Origin of the sequence: Kingella sp. (in: b-proteobacteria), from assembly GCF_030527935.1 — a bacterium.
Taxonomy (GTDB): Bacteria; Pseudomonadota; Gammaproteobacteria; order Burkholderiales; family Neisseriaceae; genus Kingella_B.
Map to the genome: position 1 here is coordinate 1 of NZ_JAUMZV010000038.1, position 19,774 is coordinate 19,774.

Annotated in this window: 20 protein-coding genes; 10 read left to right on the plus strand and 10 right to left on the minus strand. The window is 55.4% G+C overall.

The features are described 5' to 3' along the window. Positions 1–64: 64 nt before the first annotated feature. Together Q4A85_RS10765 and Q4A85_RS10770 are read right to left on the minus strand one after the other, a co-directional pair. Positions 65–574, minus strand: a complete 510-nt coding sequence (locus tag Q4A85_RS10765; RefSeq protein WP_303110221.1) for a gluconokinase — start codon at positions 572–574, stop codon at positions 65–67. 190 nt (positions 575–764) lie between these two features. Further along, positions 765–2,153 (minus strand): GntP family permease, encoded by a 1,389-nt coding sequence (locus Q4A85_RS10770; RefSeq protein ID WP_303110223.1) that lies wholly within the window; start codon positions 2,151–2,153, stop codon positions 765–767. A gap of 584 nt (positions 2,154–2,737) precedes the next feature. On the opposite strand from Q4A85_RS10770, the gene Q4A85_RS10775 reads away from it, so the two are divergent. Beyond that, positions 2,738–2,881 carry a hypothetical protein gene (locus tag Q4A85_RS10775; RefSeq protein WP_303110225.1) on the plus strand — a complete coding sequence of 48 codons (144 nt, stop codon included), beginning with the start codon at positions 2,738–2,740 and terminating at the stop codon, positions 2,879–2,881. 105 nt (positions 2,882–2,986) lie between these two features. Here Q4A85_RS10775 and purL read toward each other — a convergent pair whose 3' ends face one another. Then, the gene (gene purL, locus Q4A85_RS10780) at positions 2,987–6,910 is read right to left on the minus strand and encodes a phosphoribosylformylglycinamidine synthase (RefSeq protein ID WP_303110226.1); all 3,924 of its coding nucleotides are present in this window, start codon (positions 6,908–6,910) and stop codon (positions 2,987–2,989) included. A 315-nt stretch (positions 6,911–7,225) separates the two neighbouring features. Here purL and pqiB point away from each other — a divergent pair, with 315 nt between their 5' ends. From pqiB to Q4A85_RS10805, 5 genes are all read left to right on the plus strand, one after another. Further along, entirely contained in the window at positions 7,226–8,875 is a 1,650-nt protein-coding gene (pqiB, locus tag Q4A85_RS10785; protein WP_303110228.1) for an intermembrane transport protein PqiB, read from the plus strand. 73 nt (positions 8,876–8,948) lie between these two features. Continuing rightward, positions 8,949–9,107: a hypothetical protein gene (locus Q4A85_RS10790; protein ID WP_303110230.1), complete on the plus strand. Its 159-nt coding sequence runs from the start codon at positions 8,949–8,951 to the stop codon at positions 9,105–9,107. Between the two features lie 176 nt (positions 9,108–9,283). Next, positions 9,284–11,416: an ATP-dependent DNA helicase DinG gene (dinG, locus tag Q4A85_RS10795; RefSeq protein ID WP_303110232.1), complete on the plus strand. Its 2,133-nt coding sequence runs from the start codon at positions 9,284–9,286 to the stop codon at positions 11,414–11,416. Between the two features lie 152 nt (positions 11,417–11,568). Further along, positions 11,569–11,736 carry a hypothetical protein gene (locus tag Q4A85_RS10800; RefSeq protein WP_303110234.1) on the plus strand — a complete coding sequence of 56 codons (168 nt, stop codon included), beginning with the start codon at positions 11,569–11,571 and terminating at the stop codon, positions 11,734–11,736. A gap of 92 nt (positions 11,737–11,828) precedes the next feature. Beyond that, entirely contained in the window at positions 11,829–11,981 is a 153-nt protein-coding gene (locus tag Q4A85_RS10805; protein ID WP_303110236.1) for a hypothetical protein, read from the plus strand. A gap of 176 nt (positions 11,982–12,157) precedes the next feature. Here the strand turns inward: Q4A85_RS10805 and Q4A85_RS10810 are convergent, their stop codons facing one another. The 5 genes from Q4A85_RS10810 to Q4A85_RS10830 all read right to left on the minus strand — a co-directional run bounded on the left by Q4A85_RS10810 (position 12,158) and on the right by Q4A85_RS10830 (position 15,348). Then, on the minus strand, positions 12,158–12,469 hold the full coding sequence (locus Q4A85_RS10810) for a hypothetical protein (protein WP_303110238.1): 312 nt from the start codon (positions 12,467–12,469) through the stop codon (positions 12,158–12,160). 50 nt (positions 12,470–12,519) lie between these two features. Beyond that, positions 12,520–12,645 carry a hypothetical protein gene (locus Q4A85_RS10815; protein ID WP_303110240.1) on the minus strand — a complete coding sequence of 42 codons (126 nt, stop codon included), beginning with the start codon at positions 12,643–12,645 and terminating at the stop codon, positions 12,520–12,522. Next, positions 12,642–13,016, minus strand: a complete 375-nt coding sequence (locus Q4A85_RS10820) for a hypothetical protein (protein WP_303110242.1) — start codon at positions 13,014–13,016, stop codon at positions 12,642–12,644. Before Q4A85_RS10820 ends, Q4A85_RS10815 begins: the two co-directional genes overlap by 4 nt. A 63-nt stretch (positions 13,017–13,079) precedes the next feature. Next, positions 13,080–13,559, minus strand: coding sequence for a DUF302 domain-containing protein (locus Q4A85_RS10825; RefSeq protein ID WP_303110244.1), 480 nt, complete (start codon positions 13,557–13,559; stop codon positions 13,080–13,082). An 85-nt stretch (positions 13,560–13,644) separates the two neighbouring features. Further along, the gene (locus Q4A85_RS10830) at positions 13,645–15,348 is read right to left on the minus strand and encodes a proline--tRNA ligase (protein WP_303110246.1); all 1,704 of its coding nucleotides are present in this window, start codon (positions 15,346–15,348) and stop codon (positions 13,645–13,647) included. A gap of 215 nt (positions 15,349–15,563) precedes the next feature. On the opposite strand from Q4A85_RS10830, the gene Q4A85_RS10835 reads away from it, so the two are divergent. The 4 genes from Q4A85_RS10835 to Q4A85_RS10850 all read left to right on the plus strand — a co-directional run bounded on the left by Q4A85_RS10835 (position 15,564) and on the right by Q4A85_RS10850 (position 17,786). Then, the gene (locus tag Q4A85_RS10835) at positions 15,564–16,250 is read left to right on the plus strand and encodes a tol-pal system YbgF family protein (RefSeq protein WP_303110248.1); all 687 of its coding nucleotides are present in this window, start codon (positions 15,564–15,566) and stop codon (positions 16,248–16,250) included. Positions 16,251–16,253: 3 nt separating this feature from the next. Further along, the gene (gene surE, locus Q4A85_RS10840) at positions 16,254–17,012 is read left to right on the plus strand and encodes a 5'/3'-nucleotidase SurE (RefSeq protein ID WP_303110250.1); all 759 of its coding nucleotides are present in this window, start codon (positions 16,254–16,256) and stop codon (positions 17,010–17,012) included. A 104-nt stretch (positions 17,013–17,116) separates the two neighbouring features. Next, on the plus strand, positions 17,117–17,659 hold the full coding sequence (gene rfbC / locus Q4A85_RS10845; protein WP_303110252.1) for a dTDP-4-dehydrorhamnose 3,5-epimerase: 543 nt from the start codon (positions 17,117–17,119) through the stop codon (positions 17,657–17,659). Continuing rightward, the gene (locus Q4A85_RS10850; RefSeq protein ID WP_303110254.1) at positions 17,652–17,786 is read left to right on the plus strand and encodes a hypothetical protein; all 135 of its coding nucleotides are present in this window, start codon (positions 17,652–17,654) and stop codon (positions 17,784–17,786) included. The genes rfbC and Q4A85_RS10850 overlap by 8 nt, the downstream gene beginning before the upstream one ends. A gap of 159 nt (positions 17,787–17,945) precedes the next feature. Here Q4A85_RS10850 and Q4A85_RS10855 read toward each other — a convergent pair whose 3' ends face one another. After that, positions 17,946–19,148, minus strand: coding sequence for an LD-carboxypeptidase (locus tag Q4A85_RS10855; RefSeq protein WP_303110256.1), 1,203 nt, complete (start codon positions 19,146–19,148; stop codon positions 17,946–17,948). Between the two features lie 146 nt (positions 19,149–19,294). Beyond that, a complete protein-coding gene (locus Q4A85_RS10860) occupies positions 19,295–19,699 on the minus strand; it encodes an HIT family protein (protein WP_303110258.1) in 405 nt (134 codons plus the stop codon). Positions 19,700–19,774: the final 75 nt, after the last annotated feature.

Consider the following 19,774-nt stretch of genomic DNA (forward strand, 5'->3'; position numbering starts at 1 on the left):
TCATTTACGGTATTGTCCTTGAAATACTGTAAACAACGCTAGGGATTTCTACACCTAATCTTTATTACGCTTGCGCGTTCACATAGCGCATCACGTCCACCATCACTTCATCGGGCTTGCCTGCGCTGGTAATCACCACGCCTTGCTCGTTGGCGGCGAGCGGCTGCAAGGTGTCTAGCTGGGATTGAATCATGCTGGCTTTCATGTAGTGCCCTTGCCGCGATTCCATGCGCTCGCGGTTGGCTTCAATGGGCGGCGATAAATGCACAAAATGCACTTCGCCCTGCGCTTGCCGCAGAATATCGCGGTAGCTGCGTTTGAGCGCGGAGCAGGTAACGATGGTATGGCGTGCGCCGTGTTGCGCTTGCTCGCTCATCCAGTCGCGCAGCCGTTCCAGCCACGGGCGGCGGTCGTCGTCGTTAAGCGGGATGCCTGCGCCCATTTTGTCGCGGTTGGCTTGGGTGTGGAAATCATCGCCTTCGGCAAAGGGGCAATGCAACTGCTGTTGCAGGGCTTCGGCAACGGTGGTTTTGCCGCAGCCGCAGATGCCCATGATGATGTAGTGGTGGGTCATAAATGGCGTTCCTTTCTAATTGGGGGAGACAGACATTAAGGCAGCCTGAAAATCGTCCCGATAAAATGTGAAGCTACTTTTGCGGATGGGAGCGGCTGTTTGTTGAACCTGCCACCCCCATCCGAATCTTCCCCCTCCAGCGGGAGAAGGAACAGATGGCAGAATTTTTAATTTACGCGGCTGGATAAAATCACTCCAATAGCGCGACTGCGCCCGCTGATAGCGCAAAGCCAATCAGCGCAATCAAGGTTTGATTGACTGTCCATGTTTTCAGCGTGGTCGCCACGTCTAAATTGAGCAGTCGCCCCACCAGCCAGAAGCCTGAATCGTTCACATGGCTGGCGGCGACTGAACCTGCGGCGGTGGCCAGCACCACGCCCGCCAGTTGCCAATCGTTATAGCCAGCGGCGGCAACGGCGTTTGCCATCAAGCCAGCGGCGGTGGTTAGGGCGACGGTTGCCGAGCCTTGCGCGATGCGCAGTGCCAACGCCACCAAAAAGCAGCCGAGCAACACGGGCACGCCCAGATGCGCCATGCTGTCTTTGAGCGCGTCGCCAATGTCCGATGCGCGTAACACGCCGCCGAACATCCCGCCCGCGCCTGTAATCAGGATAACGGAGCAAACCGGCCCGAGTGTGCTATCCAGCGTTTTTTCCAACGCGCTGCCGTTCATGCCGCGTTTGGTGCCGAGAAAATACATCGCCGCCAACAACGAAATCAGCAAGGCAACGGGTGTGCTGCCGACCATACGCAAGAATTGCACGGTGGGCGATTTGCCATCCACCCAGCCTGATGCGCTGGCCATGTGCAAGCCTGTGTTCAAGAAAATCAACAGCATGGGAATCATCATCAGCGACACCACCAAACCTGCGCTGGCGGGGGTTTGCGGCTGGTCGTTGTCTTGTTTGCCGCCTGCGAGCAAATCGGGCACGCTGATGGGGAACATTTTGTCTGCCGCCAAGCCCCATGCGTAGCCGCTAATCAGCCATGTGAACACGGCGATGGGGATGCCCAAAATCAAAATGTAGCCCAAATTTGCGCCGTATAACTCGGCGGCGGTAATCGGACCGGGATGTGGCGGCAGGAAAACGTGCATCACGGAAAACGCGCCGATAGACGGCAAAGCATACGCCAGCACGGTGGCTTTCATGCGCCGCGCCACGGCGAACACGATGGGCAGCATCACCACTAAGCCCGCGTCAAAGAAAATGGGGAAGCCAAACAGCAGCGATGCCACGCCCAGCGCAAACGGGGCGCGTTTTTCGCCAAAGGTGCGAATCATGGCATCGGCAAGCGATTGCGCCCCGCCCGATGTTTCCACCAGCCGCCCGAGCATTGCGCCTAGGCTGACCAAAATCGCCACACCGCCGAGCGTGCCACCCAAGTTTTTCAGCAGCACATCGTTCACAATGGCTTGCGCGGGGATGTCTGTTGCCAGCGCAGTAAGCAGGCTGACCACCGTGAGCGTGAGCAGCGCGTGCACACGCCAGCGGATAATCATCAATAAAATTAAGGCGATGGCTGCGGCGGCAATCAGCAGCAGCGTGCCTGAGCTTAGGGTTTGATGCCAATCGTTCATGGGGAGTTTCTCCTGTTGTAGGGATGGGGTTATGGAAAATATTTTTATTAGTCGCTCCACACAGCCTTATACAGCGTTGGCTCGCCCACCACGGGCGAAATGGTTTGTTGCCAAATCAGAGATTTGGACAAAGCCAGTTTTGCTGTACTACTTGTACTATCTGCGGCTCGCCGCCTTGTATAAGACTGTGTGAAACGACTATTAGAAATAGCAACTTGCGTTTTGCCATTGCGACTGGAGCTTGCGCCCTGCCCTAATGGGCGGAATGGCTGATGCAGGTTGGGGATATTATGGCATTGATATAAGAACCTGTATTCACTATTTGCATAGGCATCTTTTATGCCCTAAAAACGCGGCTACTGCGTTAAAAATGCTCGCAAGGTGTCCAACCTTGCTGCGCTTTTTGCCTTGTATCCGCGCTTTTATGCCATAAAATCTACCTATGCAAATAGTGAATACAGGTTCTAAAGATTTGTTTAGAATTTTTGGTTATGGTTAAGCGGTGGGCGGTTATGAGCACGGCGATGGATTGGGCGGGATTGCGGGTGTTCAACTCATTGCAAAAGGCAGCCTGAAAACGTATTTTGAAATGTTGTTTTAGCTTCGCTGAAACCCGCTTCGCTCGTTTTCAGGCTGCCTTTAACTGTGTGTGCAGCGGATGTGTACGCCCTACTCTGCTTATGCAAAGGCAGCCTGAAAACGGTTCTAGCTATTTTCAGGCTGCCTAAAATGATGGCGTGTAACGATGCTTGATGGTGCGTGGCAAAGCTACATTCTACTTGTACCGTTTATCGTTTTCAGGCTGTCTCTGCTTACCCTGCCCTACCCCAACACTACCCCAACGCCTTTCTCGCCCCCGCAAACAAGCGATACCAGCCCGCTAGTTCGCTGTCTTTCCAGCTTTCAGGCTGCCAGCTCATTTGCGCGGTACGGAAGGTGCGCTCGGGGTGCGGCATCATAATGGTTACGCGCCCATCGGCGGTGGTGATGCCTGCGATGCCGTTGGGCGAGCCGTTGGGATTGAGCGGATAGGTTTGGGTAACTTCGCCCAAGCCGTCAATGTATTGCAGGGCGATGGCTAAATCGGGTGGCACGCTGTTGCCCGCGCCCAAGTGGGTAAAATCGGCGCGCCCTTCGCCGTGGCTCACCACCACGGGCAACGCGCTGCCTGCCATTTCTGCCAAAATCAGCGATGGCGATTTGGGCACGCGCACCATGCTAAACCGCGCTTCAAACTGCTCGGATTCGTTGCGTTTGAATTTTGCCCAATGGTTTGCATGGGGGATGATTTCGGCAAGGTTGCTCATCATTTGGCAGCCGTTGCACACGCCTAGGCTTAATGTGTCGGGGCGGGCGAAAAAGGCGGCGAACATATCGCGCAGCTTGGCGTTGAACAAAATGGTTTTCGCCCAACCTTCGCCCGCGCCCAGCACATCACCGTAGCTAAACCCGCCGCAAGCCGCCAGCATTTGAAAATCGGCAAGGTCAAAACGCCCATTGAGCAAGTCGGACATATGCACGTCATACGCATCAAAGCCCGCGCGGTGAAACGCCGCCGCCATTTCCACTTGCCCGTTTACGCCTTGTTCGCGCAACACGGCGATTTTGGGTTTTCCCACTATGGGGGCTTCCTGCGGTCGCAGGCTGCCTGAAAGATAGGGCGCGGCAAGATTGTCTTGCAAATCAAAGGTTAAATCGGCGAACAATTGGCTGCGTGCATTGTCGTTGAGCAGGGCAAATTCGCTGTCGGCGCAGGCGGGGTTATCGCGCAGGCGTTGGATGTGGTGGCTGGTTTGTTGCCATGCGCGTTGCAAATCCGCCAAGTCAAATTCGTGTTCATCAATGCGGATTTGCTTGCTTTCAGGCTGCGGTGTGCCGATTTGATACAGCGTTTCGGCAAAATGATGCTGTTCAAACAGGGCTTGCACATAGTGCAAATCGGCAGTCTGAATTTGAATCACCGCGCCCAGTTCTTCGTTAAACAAAATGGCTTGGTCGCTCAAATTGTTCACCAGCCGCTCCATGGCAAAATCGTCTTGCAGATTGATGTTCGCGCCAAAACGCGCGGCAAACGCCATTTCCGCCAGCGTGGCAAACAAGCCGCCATCGCTGCGGTCATGATACGCCAGCAATTTGTTTTCGCGCACCAGCTGCTGCATCACGTCATAAAACGCTTTCAGGCTGCCTATATCGTCCACATCGGGCGTTTCGCCGCCCAAATCATTCCACACTTGCCCCAACGCCGAGCCGCCCATCCGCGCCCTGCCCAAGCCCAAATCAACCAGCAGCAACACGCTGTCTTTCACGTTTTTCAGCTCGGGGGTAACGGTTTGGCGCACATCTTGCACGGGCGCAAACGCCGAAACAATCAGCGACAACGGCGACACAACGGATTTTTGCGCCGCGCCATCCTGCCACACGGTTTTCATGGAAAGGCTGTCTTTGCCCACAGGAATGCTCACGCCCAACGCCTGACACGCCTGCGACACGGCTTGAACCGTGCGATACAGTTTTTCGTCTTCGCCCGCCACGCCGCAAGCCGCCATCCAGTTGGCGGAAAATTTGATGTTGCCGATGTTGCCAATAGGGGTTGCCGCGATGTTGGTGATGGCTTCGCCCAACGCCATGCGCCCCGAAGCAGGCGCGTTTGCCAGAGCCAGCGCGGGTTTTTCGCCCATGCTCATCGCTTCGCCGCGCGTGGTATCAAAGCCCATCAGGGTTACGGCGCAATCGGCAACAGGCGTTTGCCACGCGCCAACCATTTGGTCGCGATGGGTTAAGCCGCCTACGCTGCGGTCGCCAATGGTAATCAGGAAATTTTTAGCGGCAACGGCGGGCAGGCGCAGCACGCGATACACGCTTTCGCGCAAATCGTATTGCGCGGCGTTAAAGGCGTTTTCAGGCTGCCTTACGGTGTTGTCGCTGCGCGTGGTTTTGGGCAGTTTGCCCAGCAACACATTGAGCGGCAAATCAACAGGGCTGTTGTCAAACACATCATCGCGCATGCGCAAATGCCCGTCATCGGTAGCCGTGCCGACTACGGCAAATGGGCAACGCTCGCGTTCGCAGATGGCGCGGAAAGTGTCCAAATCATCGGGCAAAATCGCCAGCACATAACGCTCTTGCGATTCGTTGCACCAAATTTGCAAGGGCGACAAGCCGTGCTCTTCCAGCGGCACATCACGCAGCCTGAAAATCGCGCCACGCCCCGCATCGTTCACCAATTCGGGGAACGCGTTGGACAGCCCGCCCGCGCCCACATCGTGAATAGAAATAATCGGATTGGCATCGCCCAGCTGCCAGCAGCGGTCTATTACTTCTTGCGCACGGCGTTCCATTTCGGGGTTGCCGCGTTGCACCGAGTCAAAATCCAAATCTGCGCTGTTGCTGCCTGTTGCCATAGAAGAAGCCGCGCCGCCGCCCAAGCCAATCAGCATCCCCGCGCCGCCCAGTTGCACCAGCAACGCGCCTGCGGGGATTTCGTTTTTGTGCGACTGCGCCGCTTGGATATTGCCCAAGCCGCCCGCAATCATAATCGGCTTGTGGTAGCCATACACTTGCTGGTTAAAGGTTTGCTCAAAGGTGCGGAAATAGCCCAGCAAGTTGGGGCGACCAAATTCATTGTTAAACGCTGCGCCGCCAATGGGGGCTTCAAGCATAATGTCCAGCGCGGATGAAATGCGGTTGGGCTTGCCGTAATCGCGCTCCCAAGGCAGCCTGAAATCGGGAATTTGCAAATTGGACACGGTGAAGCCTGTTAGCCCTGCTTTGGGGCGTGCGCCGCGCCCTGTTGCGCCTTCATCGCGGATTTCGCCGCCCGCGCCTGTTGCCGCGCCTGCAAAGGGGGCGATGGCGGTGGGGTGGTTGTGGGTTTCCACTTTCATCAAAATATGCGTGTTTTCGCTGTGGAAATCGTAGGCTTGGTTGCGCGCCGCGCTGGGGTAAAACCGCCCGATGGTTGCGCCTTCGATGATGGAAGAATTGTCTTTATAGGCGACAATCGTGCCGCTGGGGCTGGCTTCGTGGGTGTCGCGTATCAGGCGAAACAGCGATTTGGCTTGCTTTTCGCCGTTGAGCACAAAATCGGCGTTGAAAATTTTGTGCCGACAATGCTCGCTGTTGGCTTGGGCGAACATCATCAGTTCTACGTCTGTTGGGTTGCGGTTCAACGCGCGGTAGTTTTCCTGCAGATAGTCCACTTCATCGGGCGACAGTGCCAAGCCCATTTCGGTGTTGGCGGCGAGCAGCGCGTCTTTGCCACCGCCCAAAATATCCACGCTGGCGCATGGTGGGTTATCGTGTTGCGCAAAGAGCTGCTCGGCAGCCTGAAAACTGGGCAGCACGCTTTCGGTCATTCTATCGTGCAACAGGGTTGCCCATGCGGCGCGTTCATCCGTTTTCAGGCTGCCTGAAAGATGCACCGCCATGCCGCGCTCTATGCGCTCAATGCGGGTTAAACCGCAGTTGTGCGCGATGTTGGTGGCTTTGGACGACCACGGCGAAATTGTGCCGATGCGCGGGGTGATTAAAAAAAGGCTTTGCGTGGCATCTGGGGGGGTTACCCGTTCAGCAGCCAGCAAAGCCTTTAATTGCAACGCATCCGCATCTGATAGCGGCGCATCCGATGCCACAAAATACCAATATTCGCTTGCAATAGCGTTTTCAGGCAGCCCGAGCGATTGGGCTTTTTGCAGCAATTTGTTGATGCGGAAAGCAGAAAGCGCGGTTTCGCCGCGAAAAGCAGTAACAACAGACATGGTCTCAATCTTTCATCAGACAAGGGTTGGAGAAAGGGCGGATTATACGCGAGTTTCATTGCCCGCATGATGTGGCAGCCTGAAAAATTAGAACCCTTAGAACCCATGTTAATATTCATTTTGGTGCGGATACAAGGCGACTTCAAGCCAATAGCGAGACTATTGGCGCAGGAGTTCAACGCCGTAGCCGTGCCAAAAGGGATAAAAAAATGGCGATGATGTTTTTGAATATGGGTTCTTAACCATTTTGCGGTAAACTAGCGATTTTTTTCAGGCTGCCTATTTTCAGGCTGCCCTTTTATTATTGATTATCGTATGACTGCACACACGCCCCATCCGCACACCGCCAAAGTTCGCCCCAGCAAAACGCTGGTTTCCACCGTTTGGCTGATTCCCCTTGCCGCTGCCATCGTGGGCGGCTATTTGTTGATTGACAGCTTCCGCTCGCGCGGCACAGAAATCAAGCTGTATATGGACAACGCCGATGGCATTGAAGTCAACAACACCACCATTCGGATGCTGGATGTGGAAGTGGGGCGCGTAGTCAATATTCGCTTGCAGCCCGACCAAAAAGGCGTGGAGCTCACCGCCAAAATCAACAAAGACGGTGCAAACCTGATGCGCAAAGACACGCAGTTTTGGGTGGTGAAACCGCGCATTGACCAAAACGGCATCACAGGGCTGGGCACGCTGCTTTCGGGTTCATACATCGCGTTTAGCGCGGGTAACCCAGACAGCGAATTGGAACACGAGTTTAAAGTATCCGACCTGCCGCCGCTTTCTGCCGCTGGGCAAACGGGCTTGCGCCTAACGCTCACAGGCAAAAACCGCAAAATGCTGGGCGCGGGCAGCCCCGTGATGTATGAAAATCACACCGTCGGCACGGTGGAAAGCGCGAAATTTGACCCGAAAACGCAAGCGGTGCAATACAGCATTTTCATCCAAAGCCCCAACGAAAGCCTTGTCAATTCGGGCAGCCATTTTTGGCTGGACAGCGGCGTGAGCGTGCGGCTGGATGGCGGCGGGATTAAAGTGGACAGCGCGCCGCTTTCGGCGATTTTGTCGGGCGCGATTGCGTTTGACTCGCCGCCATCTGCCAACAGCGTGAGCAGCGGCACCATATTTACCGTACACAACGACCGCGCCGAAATTGAAAACGAACCCAACGAGCGCACGTTGTACTACGTTGCCTTTTTCAACAGCTCCGTGCGCGGTTTAGACATCGGCGCGCCCGTGGTTTACAAAGGCATCCGCATCGGCAACGTTGCCGCCGTGCCGTATTTTCAAGCGGGCGACAGCGCGAAATTGTTTGAACACGGCTACATCCCCGTGCGCCTGCGCATAGACCCCGACAAAATTGAACAGCGCGGCGATGAACCGCAAAGCAAAGCATACTGGCAAACCGCGTTTCAGGCTGCCTTGGATAACGGCCTAACCGCCAGCTTGGGCAGCAACAATTTGGTGCTCGGCAGCAAACTGGTGGAGCTAAACGACAGCCCCAGCAGCACGCCGCCGCTGAAACCGCACAGCAAATACGGCGGCGACATCGTGATTGGCACGCGCGGCGGCGGCTTGGACGATTTGCAAAACCAAGTTGCCAAGCTGTTGGACAAATTCAACGCCCTGCCGCTGGATAAAACCGTGGGCGAGCTCAACGGCAGCCTGAAAGAGCTGCGCGGCACGCTCAAATCCGCGCAAACTATGCTGGCATCAGCAAACAAACTGATTGCACAAAACAGCACGCAAAGCCTGCCCTCCGAGCTCAACCAAACCCTGCGCGAGCTACGCCAAACGCTGCAAGGCGTGTCGCCGCAATCGCCTGTTTACCAAGACGTGCAAACCACGCTGCAAAGCATAGACCGCACCTTGCAATCCGCCCAGCCTGTTATCCGCACGCTGAAAGAACAGCCCAATGCGTTGATTTTTAACAGGGGCGGCAAAGACCCGATTCCGAAAGGGAAGTAAGGCAAATGCGCGTAGGCAGCCTGAAAACGTTGTGGAATACGCTAATCTGTTTTCAGGCTGCCTGATCGCTGCAATGTTGTTCTACTTTTGTTGCGATTATCCAACCATTAAAACATTTTCAGGCTGCCTAAACCTAAAAGGCAGCCTGAAACGCCTAATCCCCGCCCTGCCCTGTTTCAGGCTGCCCCAGTATATAGTGTTGGGCATTGATGCCCACGCGGTGCAAGGTTAATCAACAATTGGCGCATCGGCAGTTTGCCGACATCTTGCCCACCATCAAGCCTTGTTGAATGCACACACTGTTTGATTTGGCGACAAGCCATCGCCGCTCCATTTTAGATTTCAGGCTGCCCTAGCCATCGCCACGCATCAGGCAGCCTGAAACCCAGTCAAACCCACCCAACCACCATGCTCACCGACCTAGAAAAAACCGCCATCCGCGACCACTACCGCGCCCTTTGCGAAAATCTCCCCAACTTCCGCCCCCGCCCCGCCCAGCGCGAAATGATAGCCGCCATCGCCAACGCCTTTTCCCGCACGCTCCCGCGCGAAGAAGGCGGCGACGCACCCGAGCGACAAGGCGAAAGCATCGCCGTTATCGAAGGCCCAACAGGCGTAGGCAAATCGCTTGCCTACCTGCTCGCGGGCGGCATCATGGCGCAAACGCGCGGCAAACGGCTCATCGTATCCAGCGCAACCATCGCCCTGCAAGAGCAACTGGTGGAGCGCGATTTGCCGTTTGTTGTCGCCCAAAGCGGGCTAGAACTCAGCTTCGCGCTCGCCAAAGGGCGCGGACGCTACCTTTGCCCCTACAAACTCTATCAGCTCACCCAAACCAACGCCCAGCAAAGCCTAGACGGCATAGAACCGCCCGCCGTGCTGTGGAGCAACAAGCCCAAAGCCGAAGAAATCGCCACCCTGCAAAACATGGCAAACCAATTTGCCAGCCGCCAATTCAACGGCGACCGCGACACATGGAGCGAAAAAATCGACGATGTCCTATGGCAACAAGTAACCAACGACCGCCACGGCTGCCTGAAATCCGCCTGCCCCAATCGCGCCGAATGCCCGTTTTATCTCGCCCGCGACACGCTGGAACACACCGATGTCATCGTTGCCAACCACGACCTATTGCTCGCCGACATCAGCATGGGCGGCGGCGTGATTTTGCCCGCGCCCGAAAACAGCTTCTACTGCATTGACGAAGCGCACCACCTGCCCAAAAAAGCCCTAAACCAATTTGCCGCCGAACACACATGGCTGCACGCCATGTGGACAGCCGAAAAACTGCCGCAGCACACGCAAAAAATCGCCCTGCTTACCGACAAGCTAGAACTTGCCAATCTAGCCAACGAAGCCGCCAACAGCCTGCTAGACAGCCTAAACGAATGGCAATTTCACCTGCTGGACGCGCCCGAACTCGCCAGCAGCGAGCAAGACCACGAAACCATTTGGCTGTGGCAAGACGGCATCATCCCGCCCGAATTGGAAAACCTTGTTCACAACACAAACATCGCCGCCCAAGCCCTTGCCAACAACGTGAGCCAGCTTGCCGATGCCCTTGCCGCCGCCCGCCGCGACAAAGACCAAGACAGCAGCCAAATAGACCGCATCAGCACCGAATTTGGCATTTTTGTTGCCCGCACCGAGCAAATCGCCGCCGTGTGGCAGCTTATCGCCACCGCCCCCAGCGAAGACAAAGAACCGCTTGCCAAATGGATAAGCCGCCCGCAAAGCGACAAAATAGACTGGACATTCCACGCCAGCCCCATCACCGCCGCCACCATGCTCGCCAACAAGTTGTTCAAACGCGCAGCAGGCGCAATCCTCACCTCCGCCACCTTGCAAAGCCTTGGCAACTTCAAGCTCCTGCTCAACCAAACAGGCTTAACATGGCTGCCGCAAACCACCACTCTCGCCCTCAAAAGCCCGTTTAACTTCGCCGAACAAGGCGAGCTATACCTGCCCCCTATCATCGCCAGCCCCAAAGACCCCATCGCCCACACCAACGAAGTCATCGAATGGCTGCCCAAGCTCATCAGCGACACCGCCCCCATCGGCACGCTGGTGTTATTCACCTCGCGCAAGCAAATGCAAGAAGTCGCTTTCAGGCTGCCTGAAAACTACCTGCCCCACCTGCTGATTCAAGGCGAACAAGCCAAATCCAAACTGCTCGCCCAACACCGCCAAAACCTAGCCGATGGCAAGCCCAGCATTATCTTCGGGCTAGACAGCTTTGCCGAAGGGCTGGATTTGCCGCACGAAGCCTGCGTACACGTCATCATCATCAAACTGCCCTTTTCCATGCCCGACAACCCCATAGAAAAAACCCAAAGCCGCTGGATAGAAAAACGCGGCGGACGACCCTTTATGGAAATCACCGTGCCCGAAGCCAGCATCAAACTGGTGCAAGCCGTTGGGCGGCTGATTCGCACCGAAAGCGACTACGGGCGCATCACTATCCTAGACAACCGCATCACCACCCAACGCTACGGACAGCAAATGCTTGCCTGCTTGCCGCCGTTTAAACGGCTGGGATGATGGAGTGTATAGATTTTCAGGCTGCCTAATTGTGTTTATCCACAATACCCAAGGCAGCCTGAAACGTAAGACGCATAATCAAGTTTGTAGTTCGTAGGGTGGGCAACTCGTTGCCCACCATCGCCGTTATCGCTCACATTGGTGGGCAATGAGTGCCCACCCTACCCAATATTTTCAGGCTGCCTAACCGTGTTACCCGCGCCAAAGGCAGCCTGAAACCCAATAAACCATCAACCCAAAACGCCCCACCCAATCCCCAATCCAAGCAAAATCTTTCACCAGCGCACGGCTTGCCAGCAAGCCGTAGGGGCGCGGATTAGCTTTTCAGGCTGCCCACCATTCGCCCTCGCGTTCACACGCCGCATCCATTTTTCAGGCTGCCTTATCATCTCATCCGTGGGCAGGCAACTCGTTGCCCACCATCGCCGTTATCGCTCACATTGGTGGGCAACGAGTTGTCCACCCTACCCAATATTTTCAGGCTGCCCAATCGTGCAAACAAAGGCAGCCTGAAACTCCATCCATCCAACAAAAAACCGTTTGGCATAACACCCAACGGTTTTAGAACCTGTATTCACTATTTTCATAGCCATCTTTTATGTCCTAAAAACGCGGCTACCGCGTTAAAAATGCTCGCAAGGTGTACAACCTTGCTGCGCTTTTTGCCTTGTATCCGCGCTTTTATGCCATCAAATCTGCCTATGAAAATAGTGAATACAGGTTCTTATTTTCAGGCTGCCATCACCGCCTGCGCAGCAGCACATTCAAACACGCGCCAAACGCCACCATCACCACAAACGGCAACGCAGGCAGCAGCACAATCAGCAACACCGTTTGCCACACGCGCAGCCCCAGCAACGCCACATTGCCCCACGCCGCCAAAATCGCCGATGCCAGCATCAGCGCAAAGTTAATCAGCATATTGGTAGGCACGTAGCGCGATTCGGTTTCAGGCTGCCAAAACAGTTGATAGAGCGCGTTGCAATACGCCAGCGCGTCTAGGCATAGCTTGGTGAGCAGCAGGGAAAAGACAAGGTTGAATAGGGTTTGCATGGTGGTTACCGCGGTAAACAAAGCAGCCTGAAATGGGTTTACAGGGCTTTTCAGGCTGCCTTTTGGGGTGCATAAATCAACAATCGCCCGCCCAACGGCTGCCGAATGTTGTTTAACCGATTAGCCAGTTGATGCAGCAAATGGTAATAGGCTTGGAACGGAAAATCGCGTATCACAAACGCTGGCTGCGCGTATGCTTGGCAAATGGCGGCGTAGCGATGCTGGTGCACATCGTGGGCGCAATGTTGATACTTGAACAGCACAAGCATTCGCCATCAAACGTGCTTGTGCCATAGGGCAAAACGGCGTGGGGCGTGTCGTAATACTGCGCCAAACTGGCGCGGGCGGGCGTGATGGCGTTAAGCGGTGTGGTGTGCGTGGCGCGTTGCAGCGCGGTTAGGTTGGCAAGCGCGTTTTGTAGGCACAACACCATGCTGCCCACCGTATCCCAGCCTTCGCCCAGCGTGGCGGTGTGGATGTGCAAGGCAAGTTGGGCGAAGTGGTATGGTTCGCGCCCATCAATGGCGCAGGAAAAGCCAAGCTTCATGGTTATTCCATCAAAAGGCAGCCTGAAACGGGATAAAACCGTTTTCAGGCTGCCTATTATTGTTTACTGCGCCACGGTTGCGCGTATCAGTTTTTCCGCATTCGCCAGCGTGTTTTCCACTTCGCTGTATTCAATGCGGCTGCCGTCAATCAAGGCGCGGGTGTCGGTGAACACGGCTTGCACGCCTGCTGGTGTTTGCGTTACCAGCACGCGCAGCGGCAGTTGCAACGCGAAGGCGGGGTCTTTCACCATCAGCGGCGTGCCTGCTTTGGGTGTGCCAAACACGATTACGGTAGCCGGCTGCATTTCTAAGCCGTTTTGGCGGGCGGCGGCGCGGTGGTCAATCACCGCAAACACGGTCATGCCTTTGGCTTGGATGGCGTTTTGCAGACGCGTTACCGTTTCGTCAAAGCTGTATTGGCTGGCAACGCTGTGGATGCGTGGCGTGGCGGTTGCTTGCTCGGGAGGCTCAGCGGGCGCGGTATTTTGGGCGCAGGCGGCAAGTGTGGCGGTGGTGGCTAGGGCGGTAAGCGTAGATTTCATGGTTTTTTCCTTATCAACAATCAACAGGGTTACAAGATTGAGGCAGCCTGAAAATAGGTTTACACGTTTTCAGGCTGCCTATTCATTACGCCGCGCTAATCTTCGCCACAATCTCATCCAGCGGCACGTTCTCTGTTTCGCCGCTGCGGCGTTGGGCGTATTCCACATTGCCGTCTTTGAGCGCTCGGTCGCCAATCACAATGCGGTGCGGGATGCCGAGCAGTTCGCTGTCATTGAGCAACACGCCTGCGCGTTCGTCGCGGTCGTCCAGCAGCACGTCCACGCCTGCGGCTTGCAAGTCGGCGTAGATTTGGTCGGCGGCTTGGCGCACGCTGTCAGATTTTTTGTAATTCATCGGCACAATCACGGCGGTGAACGGCGACATGGCTTCTGTCCAGATGATGCCGCGCTCATCGTTGTTTTGCTCAATGGCGGCGGCAACAATGCGCGTGATGCCGATGCCGTAGCAGCCCATTTCCATGATTTGCGCTTTGCCGTTGTTGTCCAAAAAGCTCGCGCCCATTGCGGCGGAATATTTGTCGCGCAGTTGGAAAACGTGCCCCACTTCAATGCCGCGCGCCAGTTTCAGGCTGCCTTTGCCGCAGGGGCTGGGGTCGCCCGCGATAACGTTGCGCAAATCCACAAATTCGGGCTCGGCGGCATCGCGCCCAAAGTTAAAGCCTGTGTAGTGGTGGTCGTCTTCGTTTGCGCCGATGACCCAATCCGCGCCTTTTTCGCAGGCGAAGTCAGCATACACTTTGCCCGCGAAACCCACGCAGCCGAGCGAGCCGCCGTTTGCACCAAATTGCGCCACAATCGCTGCGGGCGATGCCATGGTGAGCGGCGATTTCACGCCCGCCAGTTTTTCGACTTTGATGTCGTTGAACTCGTGGTCGCCGCGCAGCATCAGCAGCACCAATTCGCCGTCCGCTTCGCCTTCCACCGCGATGGATTTTAGCGTTTGCTCAACAGGAATGTTCAGAAACTCAACCAGTTGCGCGATGGTTTTCACATTGGGCGTGTGGATTTTGGCTAACGCTTGCGCGGGCGCGGCACGGCAGCCTGAAAGCGGCAAAGTCTGCGCCAGTTCTACGTTAGCGGCGTAATCGGACGCATCGCTGTATGCAATCACGTCTTCGCCGCTGTCTGCCAACACTTGAAACTCGTGCGAACCTGTGCCGCCGATGCTGCCTGTGTCGGCCGCCACGGGGCGGTAATCCAAGCCTAAACGGTTGAAAATGCGGCAATATGCGTCATACATATCCTGATAGGTGGCTTTGAGCGATGCGTAATCGGCGTGGAACGAATAGGCATCTTTCATCACAAATTCGCGCGCGCGCATCACGCCAAAGCGGGGGCGGCGTTCATCGCGGAATTTGGTTTGAATGTGGTAGAAATTTTTGGGTAATTGCTTGTATGAATTGATTTCTTTGCGCACGATGTCGGTAATCAGCTCTTCGCAAGTGGGGCTGAAACAAAAGGCGTTGTCGTGGCGGTCGGTGATGCGCAGCAATTCGTCGCCGTAGAAATCCCAGCGTCCGCTTTCTTTCCACAAATCAGCAGGTTGCACCACAGGCATCAAAAGCTCAATCGCGCCTGCGCGGTTCATTTCTTCGCGCACAATCGCTTCCACTTTGCGCAGCACGCGCAAGCCCATCGGCATCCAAGTGTAAAGCCCCGATGCGTTGGCTTTAATCAACCCCGCGCGGAGCATCAATTTGTGGCTGGCAAGCGCGGCTTCAGCGGGGGCTTCTTTTAGGGTGGAAATGAAAAATTGGCTGGCTTTCATGGGCGTGTCCTATACGATGAAATAAAGGCGCGGATTATAGCAAAATTATGCGCCCGCCTGCGCGGCGAAAGCCTAGGGGCGGTTGATTGCCAACATCCCCTAAGGCAGCCTGAAAATAGCACGGCGCGTTTCAGACTGCCTGATGGCGCAAATCTAGCCATGCGCCCCGCAACAATGGCATAATCGCCCCTTTTTCCCCGCCCCAAACCGCAACCATGAACCGCCTACTGCTCATCCCGCTCATCTTGGCAACCGCCGCCTGCGCCACGCCGCCTATTAGGCAGCCTGAAACGCCAGAAAGCCCCCGCCCCGCCCATTCCCCCTTGCCCTATCCCGAAACCCCGCCCAACGAGCAATTTGAGCAGCTTGCCATCCAAGTGAGCCGTTTGGAAAACCAAGTTGCCGAGCTGCAAGAGCGCGTAGAGCAGCTAGAACAACGCGCCGCGCAGCCCATCAAACGCCCCACTCGTGTTTACAGCAATAAACCCATCGCGCCACCATTTCAAGGCAATCAAGGCAGCCTGAAAACGGAAAACGCGCCCAGCCGCCTAGAAAAAGCGCAACAACAATACCGCCAGCAACACTATCAAGCCGCCACCGCCACCTTACGCGAAGCCGATGGCGGTGGCGATGGCAGCGAAACCGCGCAAAAAAGTATGTTTTTGCTGCTGCAAGCGCACCAAAAGCTCAACCATTGCCAAAGCGTGATTAACATCGGGCAACGCTACGCCACCCGCTTTTCAGGCAGCCTGAACGCGCCCGAAGCCCTATCGCTGGTGGCGCAATGCCAATGGCGCATTCAACAGCAAGACATCGCCCGCGACACATGGCGCAAAATCATCCAGCAATACCCCAAAAGCCCCGCCGCATCCCGCGCCCGCAACCAAATCAAACAAAGGTAAACCATGAATATTCTGATATCCAACGACGACGGCTATTTATCGCAAGGCATCGCCACCCTTGCCCGCATCGCAGGCGAATTTGCCAATGTGCGCGTGGTTGCGCCCGAACGCGACCGCAGCGGCGTGTCCAATTCGCTCACGCTTGACCGCCCGCTGAAAATCCGCAGCGCAGAAAACGGCTTTTATTATGTGAGCGGCACGCCCACCGACTGCATCCATCTGGGCTTGCACGCCCTTGCCGACTTCCAGCCCGACCTTGTGCTATCAGGCATCAACCACGGCTCGAACCTTGGCGACGACACGCTGTATTCAGGCACAGTCGCCGCCGCCACCGAAGCCTATCTGATGGGCATCCCCGCCGTTGCCTTCTCGCTCACCAGCCACGAATTTCACAAATACGCCGCCACCGCTGAACAAGCCGTGTGGAATATTGTGAACCAGCTTGTGCAAAACCCGCCCAGCGCACCGATTTTGTGGAATGTGAACATCCCCGCCGTTGCCCCGCAAGACCTGCGCGGACACAAAATCGCCCGCCTAGGCAGACGACACCACACCCAAAGCATCGTCCACGCCACCAACCCGCGCGGCGAAGACATCTACTGGATAGGCGCAGTCGGCGCAGTGGCCGACAACGAACAAGACACCGATTTTGCCACCTGCGAATCAGGCTACGTCAGCATCACACCGCTGCAAATTGACCTAACCGCCTATTCGCAAATGCACGCCTTGGACGAATACTGGCAAGATTTGTCGTTTGAATAATGGTTTTCAGGCTGCCTTAAAGCCATCTATAAGGCAGCCTGAAAACCATTCCACCAAGCAGCCCATATTTTCAGGCTGCCCCAACCACCCCAGCAAGGACAACCATGAATATCATCAACACCCCCATCCCAGACGTAAAAATCCTAGAACCCCAAGTCTTCGGCGACGAACGCGGCTTCTTTATGGAAACCTTCCGCGACAACTGGTTCAACCAACACATCGCCCGCCGCACCTTCGTGCAAGAAAACCACAGCAAATCCAACAAAGGCGTGCTGCGCGGCTTGCACTACCAAACCGAAAACACCCAAGGCAAACTCGTGCGCGTAGTCGCAGGCAGCGTGCTAGACGTAGCCGTAGATTTGCGCCGCTCATCGCCCACCTTTGGCAAATGGGCAAGCGCAGTGCTATCCGCCGACAACAAACGCCAGCTTTGGGTGCCCGAAGGCTTTGCCCACGGCTTTTATGTGCTAGAAGATAACACCGAATTTGTGTACAAATGCACCGATTACTACAACCCCCAAGCCGAACACTCGCTGATTTGGAACGACCCCGCCGTAGGCATCGATTGGCAACTCAACGGCGAACCCAGCCTATCCGCCAAAGACCTAGCAGGCAAACCGCTTGCCCAAGCCGTTACGTTTGAATAGCGGTTTTGGCATCAGCCGCGCAGATAAAAGGCAGCCTGAAAACATACTTTCAGGCTGCCTTTTGTTGCAAACCATCTTTGGCAACGAGCCGTCGCCGCGCCATATTGAGAACCTGTTTTCAGGCTGAAACCTTTGCAAAACCTATAACCGATGGAGCGTCGGCGGCTCGCCGATATTTTAGTAAACCAGTAATGCTATGTTTAACCAACGTTGGTGGCGAACTACCACCGTCATTTTTTATTTTTCAGGCTGCCTTTTGGAGCTAACAAAGATTGCAGCCTGAAAATCAAAATTCAGCATCGGTGGCATTTTCGCCATTGGATGCTGGCATGGCGGGTGCGCTGGCAACGATTTCAGGCGGTGGCAACAAGCCTGCTCTTAAATTCAACGCAGCGGCGTTGAGCGTGGGGTAATCGCTGAATGTAATTTGATAGCCGCCTGCGCTGTTGCCGCGCAGTTGTGCGCGTGCGCCTAGCGGGAAGGTGGTTTTATTGGCAACGTGTCCAAACGGGAAGCCTGTGTAAACGGGCACACCTGTGGCGCGGGCAATCACTTGCGACACGTTGGTCAAATCGTAGCTGCTGTCGTACACATCGCGGATGTTGCCCATGCGAAAATCGCCCAATACAATCGCTTGCTGGCTTTTCAAAATGCCCGCCAAATGCAGCGTTTGCAGCATTCGTTCAATGCGATACGGCTGCTCGGCAACGTCTTCAATAAACAAAATGCCACCTTGAATTTTGGGCATATAGGGCGAGCCCACCAGCGATGACAACACGCTCAAATTGCCGCCCCACAAGATGCCATCTGCATCTTTCACGCGCGAAGTTTGGTATGCCGACACGGCAACGGTGATGCTGGCGGAAGTGGTGGTGCGGATAAAGCTGTCCATGGTGTACAAATTGGGCTGCGGCTTGGCAAATTCGCTGTACAACATTGGGCCTGCGAAGCTGGGCATACCGCTTTGCGCGAGCAACGCCAGTTGAATGGCGGTTACATCGCTGAATCCAAACAACAAAGTTTGCTGCTCGCGCATTTTTGCGCCCAAGTTACCCCAATCAATATGTGGCAATAAACGCACCGCGCCGTAGCCGCCGCGCGTGCCCATGAATACTTTGGGGGGGCGCGCGCGCCCTGTTGCCACGTCTTGAAAATCGGCAATGCGCTCAAAATCGCTGCCTGCAAAACGTTGAAAACGGCGGTAGGCAGCGGCGTGGTTGGTGATGGAAAAACCTGCTTGGGCAAGGCGGTCTAAGCCTTGTTGGATGCGGCTGGGGTCTTCGCAAAAGCCTGATGAAGCAAAAATTCGCATGGTATTGTCGCCTTGTGCGCGGGGGGCGGGAGTGGCTGGGGTTTGGGGGTGCGTGGGCGTGGGTGTTGGGATTTGCGGTTGTGGTTTGGGACTGCTGCCGCAAGCTGCCAACACACCGCTGCCTGCGGCGATTAACGAGTTTTGCAAAAGATGGCGGCGCGATACGGTGAAACGCATAGGATTTCCTTGTGGGTAAACAAAACGGCGTATTATAGTGGATTAAATTTGAATGAGTACAAGGCGGCGAGTCGCAGATAGTACAGTAGTACAGCAAGAGGAGCCAACGCAGTAATCATTCAAAGTTAATCCACTATATCGCGTTTTCAGGCTGCATTTAAAACCTGTTTTACTTGATTTGGCCAGTTTTCAGGCAGCCTGAAAGTGGCTTGGCGCGTTGCTGTCCCCCAAATCGGCGCGGGAAAACAGGCATCGTCTTTAAACCGCGCAATCACGTGCCAATGCACGTGCGGCACAACGTTGCCCAAACTGGCTAAATTGATTTTTTCAGGCTGCAACACTTGGCGCATCGCCGCTTCCACCTTGTAAACCATGTCCATCAATTCGGCACGTTCAGCGGGGCGTAAATCGGTCATCTCGGCAATATGCTGCTGCCAAATCACGCGGCAAAAAGCGGGCGCATTCGCTTCGTTGTGCACGGCAATCACGCGCAGATTGGGCGTTTGCAGCAAAATTTCTTCATTTTGCTCGGTGCAAATGGGGCAATCCATTTCGTTGTCTCCATAAAATGTTTGGGGCTGTCCTAGATAACTAGGATAAATTACTTCTTACCAATTGTTTTAAAA

Bases quoted from the DNA above. Each gene is read 5' to 3' on its own strand.
- Q4A85_RS10765 (WP_303110221.1), bottom strand. From the start codon at position 574: ATGACCCACCACTACATCATCATGGGCATCTGCGGCTGCGGCAAAACC.
- Q4A85_RS10770 (WP_303110223.1), bottom strand. From the start codon at position 2,153: ATGAACGATTGGCATCAAACCCTAAGCTCAGGCACGCTGCTGCTGATT.
- purL (WP_303110226.1), bottom strand. From the start codon at position 6,910: ATGTCTGTTGTTACTGCTTTTCGCGGCGAAACCGCGCTTTCTGCTTTC.
- pqiB (WP_303110228.1), top strand. From the start codon at position 7,226: ATGACTGCACACACGCCCCATCCGCACACCGCCAAAGTTCGCCCCAGC.
- Q4A85_RS10790 (WP_303110230.1), top strand. From the start codon at position 8,949: ATGTTGTTCTACTTTTGTTGCGATTATCCAACCATTAAAACATTTTCA.
- dinG (WP_303110232.1), top strand. From the start codon at position 9,284: ATGCTCACCGACCTAGAAAAAACCGCCATCCGCGACCACTACCGCGCC.
- Q4A85_RS10810 (WP_303110238.1), bottom strand. From the start codon at position 12,469: ATGCAAACCCTATTCAACCTTGTCTTTTCCCTGCTGCTCACCAAGCTA.
- Q4A85_RS10820 (WP_303110242.1), bottom strand. From the start codon at position 13,016: ATGAAGCTTGGCTTTTCCTGCGCCATTGATGGGCGCGAACCATACCAC.
- Q4A85_RS10825 (WP_303110244.1), bottom strand. From the start codon at position 13,559: ATGAAATCTACGCTTACCGCCCTAGCCACCACCGCCACACTTGCCGCC.
- Q4A85_RS10830 (WP_303110246.1), bottom strand. From the start codon at position 15,348: ATGAAAGCCAGCCAATTTTTCATTTCCACCCTAAAAGAAGCCCCCGCT.
- Q4A85_RS10835 (WP_303110248.1), top strand. From the start codon at position 15,564: ATGAACCGCCTACTGCTCATCCCGCTCATCTTGGCAACCGCCGCCTGC.
- surE (WP_303110250.1), top strand. From the start codon at position 16,254: ATGAATATTCTGATATCCAACGACGACGGCTATTTATCGCAAGGCATC.
- rfbC (WP_303110252.1), top strand. From the start codon at position 17,117: ATGAATATCATCAACACCCCCATCCCAGACGTAAAAATCCTAGAACCC.
- Q4A85_RS10855 (WP_303110256.1), bottom strand. From the start codon at position 19,148: ATGCGTTTCACCGTATCGCGCCGCCATCTTTTGCAAAACTCGTTAATC.
- Q4A85_RS10860 (WP_303110258.1), bottom strand. From the start codon at position 19,699: ATGGATTGCCCCATTTGCACCGAGCAAAATGAAGAAATTTTGCTGCAA.